The organism is Prevotella sp. P2-180, assembly GCF_002251435.1.
Taxonomy (GTDB): domain Bacteria; phylum Bacteroidota; class Bacteroidia; order Bacteroidales; family Bacteroidaceae; genus Prevotella.
On record NZ_NPJI01000002.1, the window covers coordinates 12,301 to 25,928 of the forward strand.

Sequence of the window (13,628 nt, forward strand, 5' to 3'; positions counted from 1 at the left end):
ATGATATACGAAAAGAGAAAACTTTTAGAGGATATTTTTCTCAGAAGAGCATAATTTTAACACTTCCCCTTTGATAATTCATAAAAAAGCAGTATATTTGCAGCGAAAAATATTATATATATGATAGAACAAAATATTCATAATAATGAAGCTGAAAAAGTACATTTTGCAGTGATGGCAATAGGAGCCGCTGCTGACCTAATGGGGATTACCCCTTCGGAAATGCACAATCGCCTTGATAAGGTGGGGCTTGTCAAGAACCTACTCTTTGATTTATATGATGTAGAACACACCCAAAGTTTGGAGTATGTGGCAGAGGATGTTGTTGAAGCTCTAAATAATTGGGAAAAAACATAATAATTCTTATTCTTATGATACTGTTTCATGGTTCAATACTTAAAATAGAACGTCCGCTTGCTCATGTCGGCAGAGAGCACCTTGACTTTGGACGTGGGTTTTATCTAACCAAAATTGAAGAACAGGCTTATGGATGGGCAAAGAAAGTCAAAATTATTAAGAAATCCAATACAGCCATAATAAACATATTTGATTTTGACTATCAAACCACCATAAATGCCGGGTACAAATTTCTTTGCATGGACGAATATAACAAAGAATGGCTGGATTTTATAACTAATAGTCGCAAAGGACTAAAACCATGGAGTGGGTATGATTTTATCGAAGGAGGCGTGGCAAATGACAGAGTTATTGACACTGTTGAGGACTATATGATTGGGAGAATTACCGCAGAACAGGCATTAGGACAACTTAAATATGCAAAACCTAATCATCAAATTTGTATTCTCAATCAAGAGATAATAGACAAATATCTCAAGTTCATCGGATCAAAAGAATTAATATAAAAAGGAGGATTTTGCAATGAGAAAAGATGTACTTTGGAGAAAAACAGGAAGAATCATCATGATGTTGTCCGAAGAACTTGACATATCTCCAGCAAGGGCACTGAACCTGTTTTACAACTCGGAAACGTGCAAGCAACTCAGCGATGACAGGATTGAATTGTATCTTATGAGCGACAAATATATTGTCGATAACATAATAAATGAAATAAAAACGTGATATTTGCAGAACAGGACAGGGGACAGGTCACTGTCCGTGTGCCACGAGGCGCACATCTATATATAAAGGGTTGGCTACCTTCCATATAAGATGTAGCCGTAACTGCCAATGAGATGAGAGAAGGTCTCTCGGTGTCGGTGTGCAGGCACTGGCATCAAACCCTCTGCAAGCTGCTGCAGTCGGAAACGTTGCGTTAATCCGAGAGGACAGGGGACAGGTCACTGTCCTGTCATAGGTTTGCTGTCAAACAACTCTTTTCGGGATGCAAAAATATAATAATAATACGAAACAGCAAGGACTTTTAGCAACTTTTTACGGTTAATTTTCTATAATTATATAATGTGGTTTAATCGTAATCGCAGAAAAAAAAAGTATTTTTGTAGGCAAGAATCGTATAAAAACAAGACCCGATAGCTTGACGAATCAGAGGCTACCGGGAATCAACGCTACAAAGATAGTGTTTTTTCTTGATACAACCAAGTAAATGAACGAATTTTTATGGAATATTTAGAATTTGAAAGAATCTTGTCTGCCAAGCGAATGCAGAGATATAAGGATGCTGCGAATGGTGACACTCGCAAGGCTATGGCTTTGTATCGCTACAACTTACGTCTGTCGCAGGAAATGTTTACAATAGTCAGCTGCTTTGAAGTGGCATTGCGTAATGCAATTGATGGTCTTTTGGTGACGAACTTGGGAGAGAATTGGCTGAAAGATTCTGTTCAAATCAATGGAATATTCACCAACGGTCGCATGAACGAGACAAGAAAAATAATAGAAAAAGCATGCAACCGATTGGATAGACAAGGCATATACTCACATTCCAAACTGATAGCTGAAATGGAATTCGGAGTATGGAAATATATGTATTCCTCTCTACAATATCGTGCGACAGGGCAATGTCTGTTAAGGGCATTCCCAAACAAACCCCGTTCATCGGCTGCCATTCAATACAATAACACCTATATATTCAATGAACTTGACAAGGTGAACAGTTTGAGAAACAGAATTGCGCACCATGAACCTATCTGTTTCAGACTTCATACATCGGAAATAGATACAAGTTACATCGTTAATGAATACCAGAAAATTCAGACATTATTCTCTTGGATGGGAATAGATTCTCGTTCAATGTTATATGGACTCGACCATGTGCAGAGTGTCTGTGCCAAGATTAACAGTTTAAAAAAGTAATATTCAGAATAGCTTATCGCAAGTTCAACATAGAACTGCAATTTTCTGGTAGATGAGAATAAATAATCTAATACCAGAAAACACCGAGGGGTTTGGGGGCGAGAAGCCCCCATCAGAAGAAAATTCAACTAGCAATGCTAAAAAAATAAAAAGGGAGACCGCTGTCTCCCAAAGATTAATTAATTTTGCATTGCTTATGTACAAACAATTAACCGCGGATGCTCTCTTTCTAACATTAGCGTTAATAAAACACAATTTTGAGAAAATATTACTTCATATTATTGGAATGTAAAATAAAAGTTGTATCTTTGTAGTAATAATGGTGCAAGACACATGAAACCTGTACTGTTTATTCGTATAAGTTATTTAATAATTATGATTATGAAGACATTTTTCATTTCGCTTATATTGGCCCTTGCCATAAGCCCCAAGTCGGCATGGGCTCAAAAGACATACTCCACCTTGTGGAAACAAGTGACTGAAGCGGGGAATAAAGACTTGCCTAAAACCCAACTGCAACTGCTCAGCCAAATAATGGATAAGGCAAGGCTGGAACAAGCCTACGGCCAGATGATGAAGGCGGAGGTGATGGCAATGAAATGCCACTACGAGATTTCTGCTGACTCGCTGAAGCCTGCCGTGGATAGGCTTGAGGCAAAAATGGCCGCTACAGACGATGAGGTGGCTCGTGCGGTGATGGCCGCCGTGCTGGCGAAAACTTATTCTTCGTACGGCAATACTCTTTCGAAAGAATGGCAACAGACCGCAAGGCTGTTTGCAAAGGAAGCTATGAAGTCGCCTGAAATACTTGCAAAAACAAAGGCCGACGACTACAAGCCTCTCGTGGTGGAAGGCTATAACGCATCGGTGTTTGCCGAGGACTTGCTGAGCGTGGTGGGATACGAGACTGGGGAATTTGCTGCCATGAGCAGATATTATGAGATGGCGGGAAACAGAAGGGCTGCCTGCATCACCGCTCTTATGGCCTTGAAAGCTGACAGAAGCCGTACAGACAAATACGGAGTGTATACCATAAACAAGTCGCCTTACGTCTATTCGCTCGACTCTCTCGTAAATGTATACAAGGATATTGACGTGGCTGGAGAAGCGGCAGTAGAACGCTACTATGCCATGGACTTCTGCAAGGACTGCAAACCGGAGAAGAAGATAAAATACATACACTTCATACTCGAAAACTGGCCTGGATGGCAGCGCGCGGGAGAGATGCGAAACGAGGAAAAACAACTGACCAGACCAAGTCTTTGCGCCAAAATGACACAGACTACGGTAAGGCCTGGAGTGCCGGTGAAAATTACTCTGGAGAACGTGCGTAACCTGAAAAACGTGACCGCAAGCATTTATACAACCAATCTCGCGGGAAACGACGACGTGCATGTTTATGACGCCAAGACGTTTAAGAAATTCAAGCAGAACATCAAAAACCCGCAGATGCCGCTCACGGAAACACGACAACTGCCTTATCGCCCGAATTACGAACAGTATGACGACACTCTGACCATACAGGGATTGCCATGCGGCGTGTATCTCGTGGAACTGACCTCGCAGCCCACAACCGAAACGGCTTATCTCGCCATTCACGTGAGCGATGTGACCCTCCTGAAACAGGCTTTGCCGGGAAACAAGGTGAGATATGCTGTGGTGAACTCTACAACAGGTATGCCCTTGGCAAACGCTTCAATAGAACTGAAGGAAGGGAAAGATGTGAAGACATTGCGGTGCAACAAAAACGGCGAGGTGGTTTACAAATATGAGAAGAGGGTGCCAACAATAGAGTATGCATACACTAACGACGACAAGGCCGCGCCACGATGGACGCTGCCGTCATACTTCTACAACGAGAAAGACAACGGAAAGGGCACGACAATAAAAGTGTTTACCGACAGGGCCATATACAGGCCGGGACAGACTGTACACATGTCGGCTGTGTGCTTCCGCAAGGACGACTGGATTACTTCTGTGGCAGACGAGAACCGAAAGGTGACTGCACGACTGCTCGACGCTAACAGAAAGACCGTGGCGGAGAAAAGTCTCGAGGCTGACAAGTACGGAACAGTGACAACTGACTTCATACTGCCTGAAGGCGTGATGAGCGGCTCGTTTACGGTGAAGGTGGAAGAGGCGTCGACTATAATAAAGGTGGAAGAGTACAAGCGCCCGTCGTTTAAGGTTGAGATTCCAAAGGTGAACTCGCCATACCACAACGGCGACACTCTCTATGTGGAAGGTAGGGCGATGTCGTATGCTGGCGTGCCGGTGCAGGGGGCACGCGTGGTGTATCGTGTGGAAAGGAAGGCGGCATTATGGTGGAGGGCCAGCGACCACGGCGCAAGCGAGGAACTGCTGACCGAAGAGACCATAACCGACGGCGAGGGACGCTTTGAGGTGGAACTGCCTCTCGTCTTGCCCGAAGAAGCCTTGGCAACAAGACGCTTCTACAACTTCCAGGTAACGGCCGACGTGACAGACATCAGCGGAGAAACCCGAGTGGGCACGATGACTCTGCCTCTTGGAAGCCGTACGACTGCCATCAGCTGCAACCTGGGCGACAAGGTGCTGGCAGACAGCCTGAAGAGTGTAATCGTGTATCTGAAGAACTCCGCGGGAATAGACGTAAGCACCGACGTGAGAATGAGGGTGGACAACGGCGTATGGCTCAACGGACGCACCATGCTGCCCATAGCCCTGCCGGAACGCCTCGCGTCAGGAGAACATACATTGTTTGCCATCTGTGACAGCGACACACTGGAACAGAAGTTTGTGGCCTTTGGACTTGACGACAAGGTGCCGTGTGTGAAGACCGACGACTGGTTCTATTGCTCTTCAGAAAAGTTTACGGAAGGGGGAGACGTGGTGCTTCAGGCAGGAGCCTCCGGCAATACACACATATTCTATACCGTTTTTGCTGAAGACAATGTGGTGGAACAGGGATATGTGGACAAGAAAAACGAACTGATAAACCGTAGACTGAAATACAAAAAGGAATTCGGCAAGGGAATAACCGTCACCTTGGCATGGGTGAAGGATGGGAAGTGCTATAAGCATACGGCAAGGATTTCACGGCCAACACCCGACAAGCGACTCAAGCTGAAGTGGACTACTTTCCGCGACAGGCTACTGCCAGGACAGAAGGAACAGTGGAAACTCACGGTGACTCGCCCTGACGGCAAACCCGCAGACGCAAGACTGATGGCCACGATGTACGACAAGTCGCTCGACGACCTGCGCCAACACCAGTGGACACTCAACGTGAGCCAATGGCTGCCACTGCCACAGTCTACATGGAACAGTTCATTGGCCAATCGATATATGACTCGTTTCATGCAGCAGAAGTTCAACAGCTTTACTTTCCATAACTTCGGCTTCAGTAGCTTCGACGAGTCGCTCTTCGAACGTCTCATGAGACCAATGGTGAGGGGATTAAGCAAGGAGAAGCTTTACATGTCTTCTGCAAAAGCCATGAACGGTGTAGCGGCAAAAGTAATGGACGATATGGCTGTGGAGGAAATGGTTGCCGCAACGGAAATGGACAATAATAAAGCGGAAAAGAAGGAAACCGGATACGACAACTCTACACCGCAGGAAGAGAACATAAGAGAAAACATGAACGAAACGGCTTTCTTCATGCCGATGCTTACCACCGACGAAAACGGATCGGTGAGCCTGACCTTCACACTGCCCGAAACACTTACCTCATGGCGAATGATGGGACTGGCTAACACCACGGACATGATGACCGGATACATAGAAGGGGAGACCGTGGCGCAGAAAGAGGTGATGGTGCAGCCAAACCTGCCGCGATTCTTGCGTACAGGAGACTTGACGCAGTTCACGGCAAAGATATTCAACACTGGAAACCAGGATATACAGGGCACGGTGAGAATGGACATCATCGACCCGGAAACGGAAAAGACCTTGGCAACGCTTTCAAAGCCGTTCAGCGTGGCTGTGAACAAGACTACGGTGGCCGCCTTTGACTATAAGGCCGACGGAAGCCACACTCTCCTCGTTGTCAAGATAGTGGCTAACGGAAACACCTTCAGCGACGGAGAGCAACACTACATTGCGGTGCTGCCTGACAAGGAAAGGGTGACGGTGACTAAGACGTTTACACAGAACAAACCTGGTTCGGTGAGCGTGGACCTGACGAAAATGTTTGCAGTGAAAGACGAGACATCGAGACTGACAATAGAGCACACCAACAACCCCGCATGGCTGATGGTACAGGCTCTGCCGACAATGGCACAGCCACACACAAACAACGCCGTGGACCTCGCAACGTCGCTATACGCCAACACCATAGCCCGACACATTGCACAGAAGAATCCGGAAGCCGTGAAGACGTTCAGACTCTGGAAGGAGGAAAGAGCGGGCGAGGGAACACTGGCCGCCAACCTTGAGAAAAACATGGAACTGAAGGACGTGCTGACAAGCGAGACACCATGGGTGGGCGACGCAGAGACGGAAACAGAACAGAAACATGCGCTCGCGATGCTCTTTGACAACAACGCCATGGAGGCAAGGCTAAATGCTGCGGCTGACAAGCTGAGAAAGCTGCAGAACACCGACGGCTCGTGGAGCTGGTGGCAGGGAATGAAGGGTAACGCATGGATGACTCAGGGCATAACGACTATTCTCGCAAGGATGAAGACTGCCACCGGAGATAACACTCACGACACAATGCTCAACAATGCGCTGAACTATCTCGACACCGAGATGACAACAATGGTGGAGAACATGAAACGGGAAGAGAAAAAGGGTAACCAACAGACTTTCCCAGGTAGCTCAGCCCTCGAATATCTCTATACCAACGCCATACTCGACAGAACGCCAAAGGCTCAGGCCAAGGCGGCATCTGACTATCTCACAGCCCTGCTGAAGAAAGAGTCGAAGACCATGTCGATGTTCGCAAAGGCTTTGGCGGCCATCGTGCTCCAACACAACGGCGACACCAAAACGGCAAAGACTTATGTGAAGAGCATAGAAGAACATACCGTGGCCACCGCCGCCAACGGACGATACTTCGACTCCTACCGTGCCGTAACCACCTGGCGCGACTATACCATACCCACTCAGACGGCTGCCATAGAGGCTATAATAAGGTGTGGAGACAAGGGTGTAAAGGAAAAGTCGATAATTGACGAGATGAGACGATGGCTGTTGCAGCAGAAACGCACGCAGGCTTGGGACACTCCGGTGAACAGTGTGGATGCCATAAATGCCTTCCTGCTCGACAACAAGACTGCTCTCTCGGCTTCGGGACAGACCGACGTGAGCATTGACAACAGAAAGGTGGAACTGCCAAAGGCTACGGCGGGAATGGGATATCAAAAGGCTGTGATGGCATACGAAGGTGAGAAAAAACTCACTTTCACCACCACTTCCGACCACACCTCATGGGGCAACGTATATGCTCAGTTTATGCAGAAAACGGATAAGATTGCCGCAAGCGGAGAAGGGCTGAAGGTGAAGCGTGAGATGGTGATGCCAAAGGAAGGACTGAAGGTGGGCGACAGGGTGAAAGTGCGTATCACGGTCATTGCTGAACGAAACATGGACTTCGTGGAGATAGTGGACAGAAGGGCTTCGTGTATGGAACCAATAACGCAGCTCAGCGGATACCGCAACGGCTATTACTGCATGCCGAAAGACAATGCCACTTACTACTTCTTCGACCGGATGGCGAAAGGAGAGCATGTCATCGAGACAGAATACTTCATAGACCGCAACGGGACTTATTGCAGCGGCTCATGTACTGCCCAATGTGCTTATGCACCAGAGTTTAAGGCCTCAAACGGCGGCACAACGCTCATCGTAAAATAATAATAACCAAACAGAAAACCGTATAAACAAGAATATGAACAAAAAGACAACAGTAGCACTTCTGATGCTGCTTGCCTCCGCAACAGCAAACTCACAGAAGATAATAGTGAAAGACAAGGACATGAACTGTGGCAAAATTGAATACTCAAAACCTGCTACAGTGACATTCAAAATGAAAAACAAAGGCTCTAAACAGTTGATCATCGACGACGTGAAAGTAAGCTGCGGATGCCTAAAGGCTGAATATCCAAAACAAGTGGTGCAGGCAGACCAAGATTTTGAGATTAAACTTACTTACGACGCAAGACAGATGGGACACTTCTTTAAGGAGGCCGCAGTGTATAGCAACGGGTCAAAGACGCCTATTTACCTTACAATGAAAGGTATTGTGGTGGAAGAGGTGACTGACTATTCGGGCGAATATCCATATAAGATAGGCGACTTGAGAGTGGACAAAACTGACTTGGAATTTGACGACGTGAACAAAGGTGACAGACCTTCTATCGTGCTACACCTCATAAACGACGGGACAAAAGTGCTGCAGCCTAACATCATGCACTTGCCGCCATATCTCGAAGTTGCCTCGTCGGTGGAATACCTGAGACCTGGGCATCAGGGAAAACTTACAGTGACGCTCAACTCCGACAAACTTAATGAATATGGCATAACTCAGACATCGGTGTATCTTGCCAACAACCCAGGAGACAAGGTTAGCGCAGAAAATGAATTAACGGCTGCCGCTGTACTTCTACCGCAGTTTGCACAACTCACTGAGACACAAAGACTGAACGCTCCAGCGATAAAACTCTCGGCTAACAACATAAAGGTCGACTTCTCGCAAAAGGATAAGCATACGGAGAAAATAGAGATAATGAACACTGGAAAAAGCAATCTGCAAATATCGTCGATTCACATGTTCTCAAAGGCACTGAAACTGACTCTTGGAAAAAGGGAACTTAAACCGGCTGAGAAGACAACACTAAAGGTGACCGTAGAAAAAGAACCTTTCGTAAAGGCTCGTACTAAACCACGTATACTCATGATAACCAACGACCCAAACAAACCTAAGATTGAGTTGAAGGTGGAGGAATGAATAATACAATAGATATTTACATAAAAACACGATAATTATGATACATCCAGAGAATAGCGAAGAATATAAGGGACTGACAGTGAACAGCGGTGTGACTCAACAAGCCACAGTAAACCCATACCTCAACCGCATGAGATTTCGCCGTAGACAATTATCGGTGGCAGATATGGTGGAAGGTATAGTGAAGGGTGACGTGACTATTCTCAGTCAGGCGGTCACTCTCGTGGAAAGCGTTAACCCTGATCATCAGGCTAAGGCGCAGGAAGTAATTGAGAAATGTCTTCCTTATAGTGGAAATTCCATAAGGGTGGGCATCAGCGGGGTGCCTGGAGCCGGAAAGTCTACGTCGATAGACGTGTTTGGGACTCATGTGCTTGAAGAGCATGGGGGAAAACTGGCGGTGCTTGCCATTGACCCTAGTTCTGAAAGGACAAAAGGTTCTATATTGGGTGACAAGACTCGTATGGAGAAACTGTCACAGCATCCGAAGTCGTTTATTCGACCTAGTCCTTCGGCTGGCTCTCTTGGAGGCGTGGCAAGGAAAACACGTGAGACCATAATACTTTGTGAGGCTGCCGGTTTTGACAAGATATTCGTTGAGACTGTCGGGGTGGGGCAGAGCGAGACTGCATGCCATTCGATGGTGGACTTCTTCCTGCTTCTGCAAGTGGCTGGGACAGGAGATGAACTACAGGGAATAAAAAGGGGAATAATGGAAATCAGCGATGGCATAGTGATTAACAAATGTGACGGAGAAAACGTGGACCGATGCCATATGGCTGCTACAAATTATCGTAACGCCCTGCATTTCTTCCCGAAACCTGAAAGCGGATGGCTGCCAAAGGTGTTGTGCTATAGCGGATTCTACGGCACTGGAGTAAAGGAAGTGTGGGACATGATATATGAATATATCGACTTTGTAAAGCATAACGGATATTTCCAGTATAGAAGAAACGAGCAAAGCAAATACTGGATGTATGAAACAATTAACGAACAATTACATCGTAGCTTCTACAACAATCCAGAGATAAAGGTAATGATGAAAAACGCTGAACGGGCGGTGCTCAATGGAGAGAAGACCAGTTTTGCGGCTGCAGGAGAACTGCTCGACCACTACTTCTCATAATTTACTCCTTGAAATCCAATTATTCAGCAAAACAAATAATTGAGCTATAATGCTAAAGATAGAAATAGACAACGGAAGCGGATTCTGCTTCGGGGTTACTACTGCCATAAAAAAAGCGGAAGAAGAACTGGCTAAAGGGTCTACGCTTTATTGCTTGGGCGACATTGTGCACAACGGTATGGAATGTGAACGACTGAAGATGTTAGGACTGATAACAATCACACATGAGGACATGGAGACCTTGCATGACGCAAAGGTGCTACTCAGGGCTCATGGAGAACCGCCTGAGACTTATGAACTGGCAAAGAGAAACAATATTGAAATCATAGACGCCACGTGTCCGGTGGTGCTACAGCTGCAACGCAGGATACTTAAGCAATATGAGACTTGTCCTGACGCGCAGATAGTGATATTCGGGAAACCCGGACATGCTGAGGTGCTCGGACTGGTGGGACAGACACAGAGCCGCGCCATCGTGGTGGCTCATTTTGAGGATGTGATGAATCTCGACTTCAACAGAGATATTTATCTGTATTCGCAGACAACAAAGTCGCTTGACGAGTTTCACCGTATCATTGATTACATACAGAGCCATATCTCACCAAAGGCCACGTTCAAAAGCTTTGACACCATTTGCAGACAGGTGGCTAACCGCATGCCAAATGTGAGCAGTTTTGCCAGCAGGCATGACCTGGTGCTATTCGTTTGCGGAAGAAAAAGCAGCAACGGAAGGGTGCTTTTCGACGAGTGCCGGAGGGTGAACAATAACAGTCGCCTGATAGAGGGCCCGGAAGAAATTATGCCGGAATGGCTTGACAATATTGGCACAATAGGGATATGTGGGGCAACAAGCACTCCCAAATGGCTTATGGAACAATGTCGGGATGCTATAGTGAAACTACATCCAGGAGCAACAGAATGACAGATACGACAATATGCAGAAATCCCATGACCTAAGGCCATGGGATTCTGTTGTTTGTTTGGAATAAATTTTGTCTTGATAAATTATTGTTAGGCTTCTGCGTTTGGAATGACAGATACAACGCTCTTGTTATAGCGTGTCTTCTTGAAATTCACAGTGCCGTCAACCAAAGCGTACAGGGTATCGTCCTTGCCAATACCAACATTATTGCCCGGGTTGTGCTTTGTACCACGCTGGCGAACGATGATGTTGCCTGCGATGCACTGCTGGCCACCCCAAATCTTTACGCCTAATCTTTGTGAAGCTGATTCACGGCCGTTCTTAGAACTACCTACACCTTTTTTATGTGCCATTTCTTACTTCCTCCTGAATTTAAGCGATTACTTGTTTAACTTCAATCTGTGTGAACTGAGCGCGATGACCATTCTTCTTACGATAGTCCTTGCGACGCTTCATCTTGAAAACGATGACCTTGTCACCCTTTACAAGTGGGTTCACAACCTCACATACTACTTTTGCACCATCTACGGTAGGTGCACCAACCTTGACTGCTCCGTCATTATCCACGAGCAGTACTTTCTCAAACTCAACAGACTGGCCTTGCTGAGCGTCCTTCATGTGATGGACGAAGAGCTTTGCTCCCTCAGTTGCCTTGAACTGCTGACCGTTAATTTCTACGATTGCGTACATTTTTATTTATTAAACGGGTTTCCTCTGCGAGGCGGGCATACTTCGTGCAGCCGCTTGACCAAGCCCCAACAGACTAAAATCGGCTGCAAAGGTACAAATAATTATTAAGATATGAAAATAATGTTGTGACAAAATGTTTCGTATTCTGATAATTTAACCTTTTTTATCCCTTATGTTGGGAGCTTGGTATAAAAAGAATTGGTAACTATGAATGTCCTATACCATATATTGTATAGGGCAATTCATAATTACCAATAATACTATACGAAATTACACAAAACAATTATTAAACTGTCGGTTTTAAACGATGCCCTGAGCCATCATGGCCTTGGCTACCTTCATGAATCCTGCCACATTGGCACCCTTCACGTAGTTGATATAGCCGTCGGGTTGTGTGCCGTACTTCACGCAGTTCTCGTGAATGTCTTTCATGATGAGCTTCAGACGGTTGTCAACCTCTTCTGAAGTCCAGCTCAGACGCTCAGAGTTCTGGCTCATCTCAAGACCGGAAACAGCCACACCACCAGCATTTGACGCCTTACCAGGAGCGTAGAGTATCTTTGCATCCTGGAATGCCTTTACGGCCTCTGGTGTAGAAGGCATGTTTGCACCCTCTGCCACTGCGAATACGCCGTTGTTGACAAGTGTCTGAGCCTGCTCGCCGTTGATTTCGTTTTGTGTGGCGCAAGGAAGGGCAATGTCGGCCTTCTCGCCCCATGGACGCTCGCCTGCATGATATACTGCGTTAGGATATTCTTCTACATACTCCTTGATACGTCCGCGCTCAACGTTTTTCAGTTCCATCACATAGTCGAGTTTTGCACGGTCGATGCCATCCGGGTCGTAGATGTAACCATCTGAATCAGAAAGCGTGAGAACCTTTGCACCAAGCTGGATGCACTTCTCTGTGGCATATTGTGCTACGTTACCAGAACCAGAGATGAGGACCTTCTTGCCTTCGAGGCTTATGCCGCGGGTCTCAAGCATTGACAGAAGGAAGTATACTGTACCATAACCAGTTGCTTCAGGACGGATGAGTGAACCTCCGAACTCGCGGCCCTTGCCTGTAAGCACACCGCTCCACTCGTGGGTGAGTTTCTTGTACATGCCAAACATGTAACCAACCTCACGGCCACCAACACCGATGTCGCCAGCTGGAACGTCCTCGTCAGGACCGATATGACGATAAAGCTCTGTCATGAAAGCCTGGCAGAAACGCATTACCTCAGCATCGCTCTTGCCGCGTGGAGAGAAGTCGGAACCACCCTTGGCACCACCCATAGGAAGGGTTGTCAGGGAGTTCTTGAATGTCTGCTCGAATGCGAGGAACTTCAAAATACCAAGGTTCACCGACTTGTGGAAACGGATACCTCCCTTATAAGGACCAATCACGTTGTTGTGCTGGATGCGGTAACCCATATTGGTGTGAACCTTGCCTTGGTCGTCGGTCCATGTAACACGGAACTCGATGACGCGGTCTGGAATGCAAAGACGCTCAACGAGGTTTGACTTTTCAAACTCGGGATGCTTGTTGTACTCTTCCTCGATGGTGGGAAGTACTTGGCTCACTGCCTGGATATACTCAGGCTCATTGGGGAATCTTTGCTTAAGTTCCTCTACTACTTGTTGTGCATTCATAATTTATTCTTCTTTTAGTTGTTTATGTGTTATTGTTTTCTTTC

At 46.4% G+C, this 13,628-nt stretch carries 12 protein-coding genes; 9 read left to right on the forward strand and 3 right to left on the reverse strand.

The window, feature by feature from the left end; genetic code table 11:
- Nucleotides 1-120: 120 nt before the first annotated feature.
- From CIK98_RS00085 to CIK98_RS00125, 9 genes are all read left to right on the forward strand, one after another.
- Nucleotides 121-357: a DUF3791 domain-containing protein gene (locus CIK98_RS00085; RefSeq protein ID WP_253249589.1), complete on the forward strand. Its 237-nt coding sequence runs from the start codon at nucleotides 121-123 to the stop codon at nucleotides 355-357.
- 14 nt (nucleotides 358-371) lie between these two features.
- Complete coding sequence (locus CIK98_RS00090; RefSeq protein ID WP_253249590.1) at nucleotides 372-863, forward strand: DUF3990 domain-containing protein; 492 nt, start codon at nucleotides 372-374, stop codon at nucleotides 861-863.
- A 16-nt stretch (nucleotides 864-879) separates the two neighbouring features.
- A complete protein-coding gene (locus tag CIK98_RS00095) occupies nucleotides 880-1,080 on the forward strand; it encodes a DUF3791 domain-containing protein (RefSeq protein ID WP_094382273.1) in 201 nt (66 codons plus the stop codon).
- A gap of 498 nt (nucleotides 1,081-1,578) precedes the next feature.
- Complete coding sequence (locus tag CIK98_RS00100; RefSeq protein WP_094382274.1) at nucleotides 1,579-2,274, forward strand: Abi family protein; 696 nt, start codon at nucleotides 1,579-1,581, stop codon at nucleotides 2,272-2,274.
- A gap of 52 nt (nucleotides 2,275-2,326) precedes the next feature.
- The gene (locus tag CIK98_RS00105; RefSeq protein WP_094382275.1) at nucleotides 2,327-2,566 is read left to right on the forward strand and encodes a hypothetical protein; all 240 of its coding nucleotides are present in this window, start codon (nucleotides 2,327-2,329) and stop codon (nucleotides 2,564-2,566) included.
- Nucleotides 2,567-2,655: 89 nt separating this feature from the next.
- Nucleotides 2,656-8,115 (forward strand): alpha-2-macroglobulin family protein, encoded by a 5,460-nt coding sequence (locus CIK98_RS00110; RefSeq protein WP_172409749.1) that lies wholly within the window; start codon nucleotides 2,656-2,658, stop codon nucleotides 8,113-8,115.
- Nucleotides 8,116-8,149: 34 nt separating this feature from the next.
- Nucleotides 8,150-9,208 carry a DUF1573 domain-containing protein gene (locus tag CIK98_RS00115; protein ID WP_094382277.1) on the forward strand — a complete coding sequence of 353 codons (1,059 nt, stop codon included), beginning with the start codon at nucleotides 8,150-8,152 and terminating at the stop codon, nucleotides 9,206-9,208.
- Between the two features lie 37 nt (nucleotides 9,209-9,245).
- Nucleotides 9,246-10,334: a methylmalonyl Co-A mutase-associated GTPase MeaB gene (meaB, locus tag CIK98_RS00120; protein ID WP_094382278.1), complete on the forward strand. Its 1,089-nt coding sequence runs from the start codon at nucleotides 9,246-9,248 to the stop codon at nucleotides 10,332-10,334.
- 49 nt (nucleotides 10,335-10,383) lie between these two features.
- The gene (locus CIK98_RS00125; protein ID WP_094382279.1) at nucleotides 10,384-11,256 is read left to right on the forward strand and encodes a 4-hydroxy-3-methylbut-2-enyl diphosphate reductase; all 873 of its coding nucleotides are present in this window, start codon (nucleotides 10,384-10,386) and stop codon (nucleotides 11,254-11,256) included.
- An 89-nt stretch (nucleotides 11,257-11,345) separates the two neighbouring features.
- Here the strand turns inward: CIK98_RS00125 and rpmA are convergent, their stop codons facing one another.
- From rpmA to CIK98_RS00140, 3 genes are all read right to left on the reverse strand, one after another.
- A complete protein-coding gene (gene rpmA / locus CIK98_RS00130; protein WP_094382280.1) occupies nucleotides 11,346-11,609 on the reverse strand; it encodes a 50S ribosomal protein L27 in 264 nt (87 codons plus the stop codon).
- A 19-nt stretch (nucleotides 11,610-11,628) separates the two neighbouring features.
- Nucleotides 11,629-11,946 carry a 50S ribosomal protein L21 gene (gene rplU, locus CIK98_RS00135; protein WP_094382281.1) on the reverse strand — a complete coding sequence of 106 codons (318 nt, stop codon included), beginning with the start codon at nucleotides 11,944-11,946 and terminating at the stop codon, nucleotides 11,629-11,631.
- 300 nt (nucleotides 11,947-12,246) lie between these two features.
- The gene (locus tag CIK98_RS00140) at nucleotides 12,247-13,584 is read right to left on the reverse strand and encodes an NADP-specific glutamate dehydrogenase (protein ID WP_094382282.1); all 1,338 of its coding nucleotides are present in this window, start codon (nucleotides 13,582-13,584) and stop codon (nucleotides 12,247-12,249) included.
- Nucleotides 13,585-13,628 lie beyond the last annotated feature (44 nt).

Coding starts and splice junctions, on each gene's coding strand:
- CIK98_RS00090 (WP_253249590.1), top strand. CDS start 372: ATGATACTGTTTCATGGTTCAATACTTAAAATAGAACGTCCGCTTGCT.
- CIK98_RS00110 (WP_172409749.1), top strand. CDS start 2,656: ATGAAGACATTTTTCATTTCGCTTATATTGGCCCTTGCCATAAGCCCC.
- CIK98_RS00140 (WP_094382282.1), bottom strand. CDS start 13,584: ATGAATGCACAACAAGTAGTAGAGGAACTTAAGCAAAGATTCCCCAAT.
- CIK98_RS00125 (WP_094382279.1), top strand. CDS start 10,384: ATGCTAAAGATAGAAATAGACAACGGAAGCGGATTCTGCTTCGGGGTT.
- CIK98_RS00105 (WP_094382275.1), top strand. CDS start 2,327: ATGAGAATAAATAATCTAATACCAGAAAACACCGAGGGGTTTGGGGGC.
- CIK98_RS00095 (WP_094382273.1), top strand. CDS start 880: ATGAGAAAAGATGTACTTTGGAGAAAAACAGGAAGAATCATCATGATG.
- CIK98_RS00085 (WP_253249589.1), top strand. CDS start 121: ATGATAGAACAAAATATTCATAATAATGAAGCTGAAAAAGTACATTTT.
- CIK98_RS00115 (WP_094382277.1), top strand. CDS start 8,150: ATGAACAAAAAGACAACAGTAGCACTTCTGATGCTGCTTGCCTCCGCA.
- meaB (WP_094382278.1), top strand. CDS start 9,246: ATGATACATCCAGAGAATAGCGAAGAATATAAGGGACTGACAGTGAAC.
- rplU (WP_094382281.1), bottom strand. CDS start 11,946: ATGTACGCAATCGTAGAAATTAACGGTCAGCAGTTCAAGGCAACTGAG.
- CIK98_RS00100 (WP_094382274.1), top strand. CDS start 1,579: ATGGAATATTTAGAATTTGAAAGAATCTTGTCTGCCAAGCGAATGCAG.
- rpmA (WP_094382280.1), bottom strand. CDS start 11,609: ATGGCACATAAAAAAGGTGTAGGTAGTTCTAAGAACGGCCGTGAATCA.